Origin of the sequence: Succinimonas sp. (assembly GCF_045225735.1) — a bacterium.
Taxonomy (GTDB): domain Bacteria; phylum Pseudomonadota; class Gammaproteobacteria; order Enterobacterales; family Succinivibrionaceae; genus Succinimonas.
The window spans coordinates 1-6323 of sequence record NZ_JBGVBR010000190.1; the positions used below are offsets into that span (position 1 = coordinate 1).

General features: G+C 50.2%; 4 protein-coding genes. 3 read left to right on the plus strand and 1 reads right to left on the minus strand.

Features of this window, described 5'->3' with window-relative positions:
• The first annotated feature begins 708 nt into the window (after positions 1–708).
• From yfbR to ACJROR_RS06665, 3 genes are all read left to right on the plus strand, one after another.
• The gene (gene yfbR / locus ACJROR_RS06655) at positions 709–1377 is read left to right on the plus strand and encodes a 5'-deoxynucleotidase (RefSeq protein ID WP_406043174.1); all 669 of its coding nucleotides are present in this window, start codon (positions 709–711) and stop codon (positions 1375–1377) included.
• A 20-nt stretch (positions 1378–1397) separates the two neighbouring features.
• A complete protein-coding gene (locus ACJROR_RS06660; RefSeq protein ID WP_406546428.1) occupies positions 1398–1946 on the plus strand; it encodes a DUF4357 domain-containing protein in 549 nt (182 codons plus the stop codon).
• A gap of 314 nt (positions 1947–2260) precedes the next feature.
• The gene (locus ACJROR_RS06665; RefSeq protein WP_406546429.1) at positions 2261–4081 is read left to right on the plus strand and encodes an RsmB/NOP family class I SAM-dependent RNA methyltransferase; all 1821 of its coding nucleotides are present in this window, start codon (positions 2261–2263) and stop codon (positions 4079–4081) included.
• A gap of 244 nt (positions 4082–4325) precedes the next feature.
• On the opposite strand, the gene ACJROR_RS06670 is transcribed toward ACJROR_RS06665, so the two are convergent.
• Positions 4326–6302, minus strand: a complete 1977-nt coding sequence (locus ACJROR_RS06670) for a DEAD/DEAH box helicase (protein ID WP_406546431.1) — start codon at positions 6300–6302, stop codon at positions 4326–4328.
• Positions 6303–6323: the final 21 nt, after the last annotated feature.

Below are 6323 nucleotides of genomic sequence, written 5' to 3' on the forward strand. Positions count from 1 at the left end.
GCTAATATGAAGTAAGGTTGTGTGCACGAATTTTTTTGTCAAACACTGACAGCATAAGCCTTGGTGAATTTATCGTCGAAACTACCGCTAAACAGGCATAAGAAACGGCAGGACTCGGGAAAGGCAACAGAGAAAACGGCCTTATCGGGTAGTCACCCGGTCGGCCGTTTTTCACGTTTCAGAGCTTTTTGAAAGGCCCCCATCGGGAAAGATCATACAGCGAGTGATGCATCATCCTCTGACCCGCCGTATGGCTTAACGTTCAGTCTCGAGTACTGACTCATTATCTCCTATTCGTTTCTGTTCCTAGGAGTAATAATTAAGGAGGGAAGTCGCCTGCGGCGCTTCCCGGTTAATAATTAAAGGGGCTCTGCCCCTTTACCCGAACACTACTACGGGTGAGAGTTTTGGACATAGGCGGGCAAGTCAAGGAGAAATGCCATTTCTGATCTCAATCCCTGGGATTTTTCTATGCCGCTGTTCCTCTCTCTTCTGACATTACCGGCAATACTTCAGCCGGATTTTTTGTGTTCTTAATCTCTCATTGCCGGCGCAGCCCCCGTCTCCCTATATGCGGCTTGAATCAAAAATTAATCATTAAAGCCCCCTCCAGAAAACATCAGTCTTCTCATTATGAGTTAAGCTATTGTCATCAGGTCTGTGTGAAGTATGTGAATAATTAATCATAACAATTCAGGGGTTGATACGATGAGCGATACCAAACAAAGCACCTTCATGGCATGGTTTACCAGAATGCCGCTCATTAAAAGATGGGCTCTCATGCATTCCGTAAAAACTGAAAACGTAGCCGAGCACAGCTACCAGGTGGCGGTTATCGCCCACCTTTTGGCCATCATCAGCAATCAGTACTACGGGAGCTGCTACAGTCCCGAAATGGCTGCTTCCATCGCCCTGTTTCACGACATTTCCGAAACCAAGCTGCAGGATCTCAACGCCCGCACCAAGTACCAGACCATGGAATTTGCCAAGCAGTTCAAGAAGCTGGAGCATCTTGCCGAACGGGAATGCCTGAACACCCTGCCCCAGGATCTTAAATCGCACTACCGGAATCTTATCGTGCAGCGGGAGGTTAACCCGGTATATAAGCCTCTCGTCAAGGCAGCAGATACTCTGGCAGCCTACATGAAGGCCAAGGACGAGCTCAATAATAACAACCGGGAATTCACGCATGTGGTGCAAACTTTTGAAGAAAAGATCCGCAAAATGGCTCTGGTGGTTCCGGCGGTAAACTACTTCATGGAGCATTTTGCCGAATGCTGTGACTGCACCATTGACGAGCTCTCCGGAATTGATGCGGAGAATACCAATGATGACGGCGATTTTGACGAAGAAGACGATCTGTCCGGGGATGATTAAAACCGAAGGAGCAATCTCAGGTGAATGACATACTGGACGGCAAGGTATATTTCCTGACAGACAGCAAGGGAGCCCGCACTCATGCCGTGCTCCCTATCTCAGTATACGATGAGCTTCTGGGACTCCGGCAGCTTCTGGATGAAAGCAAAAACCTAAGCCGCCGGGAGGATTATTTCTTTTCGGTAAAGGGGGTTAATGCCTCAGGCTTTCCTCTGGGCAAAAGAACCAGTCCCGGCTTCATGCTCAACAAGGGCTCCATGGTCTCCATCAGACATGCCCCATCTCTCAGAAAGCCGGTTATTGACGTCAAGAACGACCTCATTATGCGCAAAATTCTGGTGATCAACACCAAGCTTAACTGCTATGAGCTCAAGGAAAGCTATCTTCTCACCAGCCCTAGCTTTGCCGCCAGTCTCGTGGCCGGCAACACCAGAAACGGTTTGGACGTCTGGACAAATCAGGAAGGGTTTTCATTAAAGGATTCCGGTTACGGCCCCAAAGGCGGAGACGGAAGTTCCTCGGAGGAAGCCGCAGAAGGAGCCCCTCAGAAGGAAAAGAGTTCTTCCTGATGAGCAGTTTCCGCTCGTCTTGAGCTTTCCGCATGTAATGGCCACCGTAATCAACTTCCTGGAAACAGGCTGAGCCCGTTATGCACTCTGTTTTGTTCTCGGGCCATTATCCACTCCCGAACCGTTCCCGGGCTGCGGTTTTCCGGTGCATGGTGGAGCGGAATCTGCCCGGAGGAGGAAAGCAGCGCTAGAAATCTCCGGGTTACCGCAGGGGCTATTCTGTAAAGAAGCGTTACAGTGCCTTAATGATTTGCTAAAATTCTCCGGAATATCGCATAAAGCAAAATTGAATATTTTCGGGGAAGTATAATACCATGGCATCCTACTCTCTGTCCGATTTCAAAATCAGACTGATCTACTCCATTATTACCGCCGTTTTTGAAGAAGGACGGGCTCTCGACAAGGCATATGCCATCTACTTTAAAAAGCTGAAGCTGGAAAACGAGGAACAGGCTCTCATTGTTTCTCTGGTGAACGATGTCTTCAGGAGACTTAACTACTACACCTATGTAGCCGGCTATAAAAGAATCAAGGACATCAAAAAGCACGTCAACAAAATCATCTGTGTTATCCACCTCGTTCACAAGTGGCCGGTGCCCCGGGGACTTCAGGACTGCGATGACTTTTCCATAAAAGATGCCCGTACCCGCATGGAGGAGGCTGACAAAATCCCCAACCTGAAATACGGCTGTCCGGTATGGCTGGATGAATTCGGTAAAAAAGAACTTGGCGAAAGATGGGAAACTGAAAAGCCCTGCTTTGCCAAAGAGCCCCGTCGGTTTATCAGAGCCAATACCCTGAAAACCACCCGGGAAGAACTCCGGAACATGCTGGCCGCGGAAAAGGTTAAAACCCGGGAATGCGCTCTTCCCGATGCTCTGGAGGTATTGGATACCTCAGCCATCTTCAAAACCGAAGCCTTCAAAAAAGGACTTTTTGAGCAGCAGGATATCGGATCTCAGGAAATTCCCCTCTTTCTGGACCCCCTGCCCGGAAACAAGGTAATCGACGCCTGCGCCGGAGCCGGCGGCAAAACCCTTTACCTCAGCGCTCTTATGAAGGGCAAGGGCAGCATTATCGCCATGGATGACAAGGACTGGAAGCTTAACGAGCTTAAGCTGAGAGCCCGCAAGGCCGGAGCCCACAATATCGAAACCCGTCTTATAGACACCACCAAGGTTATCAAAAGGCAGCACGGCAAGGCAGACTGCGTCCTTCTGGATGTGCCCTGCTCCGGCAGCGGAGTTCTGAAAAGAAATCCCGAATCAAAATGGGCTGACGGCACTGACAGCATCAGGGATCTCATTGAGATTCAGGCTGACATTCTTAACCGCTATTCCAAAATGACCAAGGTCGGAGGCATCTTGGTTTACTCCACCTGCAGCATTTTCTCCTGCGAGGATCATAATCAGATTGCCGCCTTCCTGGAACATAATCCGGATTTTGAACTAATCGCTGAAAAGACTGTTTACCCGTCCCAGGGGGGCGACGGCTTTTACATGGCCAAACTTAAAAGACTTGATAACGGCCGGGATCTCCCGGAGAAAAAACCTGATGCCGAGGCAGGAGAGCCCGCCGCTGCGCCTGAAGCAGTCTCCGAAACAGTATCGGAGTCAGAACCAACAACAGCACCTGAGCCGGAAAACAGCATACTGCCGGAATCAAATGAAAACGGCTCGGAAGCAACAGTTTCTGAAGATAATCCTGTGGATAACTCTGAAGATATCTCAAAATCTGATTCTGCAAGCATTGACTCAGATAATGCAGAAGGTGCAGATAATACGGACAGCGAAGATGCCAAAGCCTCGGAAGATAATTCCGGAGACAGCGGTAATAGCGTCTGGGGCCAATCCCGCAAGCACGCAAAATCAGAAAAGGAATCCAGACACAAGGAACGCAAAGATTCAGGAAACTCCGGCAACTCTGGTGATTCAGGAAAGGCAGGAAAGAAAGATTCCGGTAAAAAAGCGGACTCCGAAAAAAAGGGTAAACACAAAGGTGATAAGGCCGGTAAAGACAAGTCCGTTAAGGAAAAGTCAGACAAGAACAAATCTGACAAGGATCGCCGGAAGAAATCCCATAAGGATGGCCGGGACAAGGAAGAAAAAGCTAAATCCGGCAAGAAAAAGAAGTAAGGGGAGAAGAGGTAAGATAGCAGCATCTTTTCAAACTTAGTGCCTTTCAAGCGCTGCCGTCATTTTGCGCATAGGGATTAAGGGGATGATGGGAAGATAAGTTATTGAAGATTAATCTCCGGAACAGCTTGACAAGCAATTAAGGCCCTGCCGTAACAGCAGGGCCTCTTCTTTAAGGTACTTCGTTAAACAGAGCTTTTGTTCCCTATGCGGAGAGAACTAGGTATGCGGAGAAGCCGGAAAATCACGCTCCGAACTTAAAGGGAACGCCGCGAAGCACCCTGCCCTTCTTGCCTCTGGGCTCTTCCTTTCTGTCAAAGCGGGAACGCTCCTCCGGAAAATCACCGCTGTGCTTGCGGCCTCTGCCAAAATCTCCGCCCTTCTTTCCGGCAAAATCCTTCCGGGAATCGCGATCCCGGCGGCGCTCCCGTGGTTTGAAGCCGGCATCTTCATCCCCTTCCTCGGATCCGTTCCATCTGGAATCGCTGAAGTATTCCCGGATCTCCAGACTGCGGCCGCAGACTACTGCTTTTTTGAGAACGCTCATAGTCTCCTTGGGCATGCCCTCGGGAAGATCCACGGTAGAGTAGGTATCAAAAATATTGATCATGCCAATATAACGGCTGTCAAGGTCGCCCTCGTTAGCCACCGCCCCTACGATCTGACCCGGCTTAACACCATCCTTGCGGCCTACGGCCACCCGGTAACGAATCATCTTGAGATCCGGAAAATCCTTAAGCTGTGACGGTTTTGCGGATCTGTCGCGCTTGGTCTTTCGCTCCCGGCTGAAATCCTCCAGAGTCTTCTGTTCCGGCTCCGGTTCGGTGCTGTCCACAAAGAGGGGCTTTCTGCCGTTAACCATCCGGGCTAGGGACGCAGCCAGAGTGACCGCATCCTCCTCACCAGACTCCAAAATATCCCTGACAATCTCCCGGTATGGTGTCATCTCCTCCTCAGAGACTCCTTCCATGGCAGATATAATCCGATCCCGAAAACGATCCGCGCGGTGTCTGTTGATATCCTCGTTGGTGGGCATCTTCATGGGTTCGATAACAGAACGGGTGACCTTTTCGATAAGCCGGAGCATTCTTCTCTCCCGGGGAGAAACAAAAAGAATGGCATCGCCGGTTTTGCCGGCTCTTCCGGTACGGCCGATACGATGCACGTAAGATTCCGGATCAAACGGGATATCGTAGTTTATTACATGAGTTATCCGGTCAACATCAAGACCCCGCGCTACTACGTCCGTAGCCACCAGCACATCCAGCTGCCCTCTTCTCAGTCTGTCTACCACCTTTTCCCGGATCTTCTGGGGAATATCGCCATGAAGAGCATCACAGGAAATACCGTGAGCGGAAAGCTTTTGCTCCAGCTCTTCGGCATCGGTCTTGGTTCTGGTGAATATAAGAAGAGCATCATAAGGCTCCACCTCCAGAAGACGGATCAGGGCATCGATCTTTTTAAGACCGGAAACCAGCCAGTAGCGCTGTCTCACGGTGGTGGCTGTGGCGGTCTTTGCTGCGATTCTGATTTCCTCCGGGGAGATCAGATTCTTTTTAGCCACCTTCTTAATAGCATCCGGCATGGTAGCGGAAAAGAGAGCGGTCTGCTTTGCCGGTGGACACTTTTCGAGAATCCACTCCACATCGTCAATAAAGCCCATCTTAAGCATTTCATCTGCTTCGTCCAGCACCAGCATCCTGATATTGGAAAGATCCAGCTTGCCCCGCTCAATAAGATCCATCACCCGGCCGGGAGTCCCCACAACAATCTGAACACCATTCTTAAGGGCCCGGATCTGTCTTTCGTAGGAGGAACCGCCGTATATGGAGAGAACATTCACCTTCTTCAGGTATTTGGCAAAGGAATCGCAGGCGTCAGCAACCTGAATTGCCAGTTCACGGGTGGGCAGCAAGACCAGAGCCTGCACCACAGGAGAATCGGGATCGATCTTAGAAATCAGCGGAAGCGCAAAGGCAGCGGTTTTTCCAGTGCCTGTCTGTGCCTGACCGATAATATCAAGACCGTCCATAAGAGGCTTAATGGCCGCCTCCTGAATGGGAGAAGGCTTAACATAGCCGAGATCCCGAACAGCTCTGAGCACCTCGTCCTTAAGGCCGAGATTCTCAAAACCGGATCCTGCCTCCTCATCGACAGCATCATCTTCCTGTTCATCGTCAGCAAGAAGAGCTTCCTCAAACTCGGAATTCTTCTTCTCCATAAGAGCCTCGGCCAATTCATC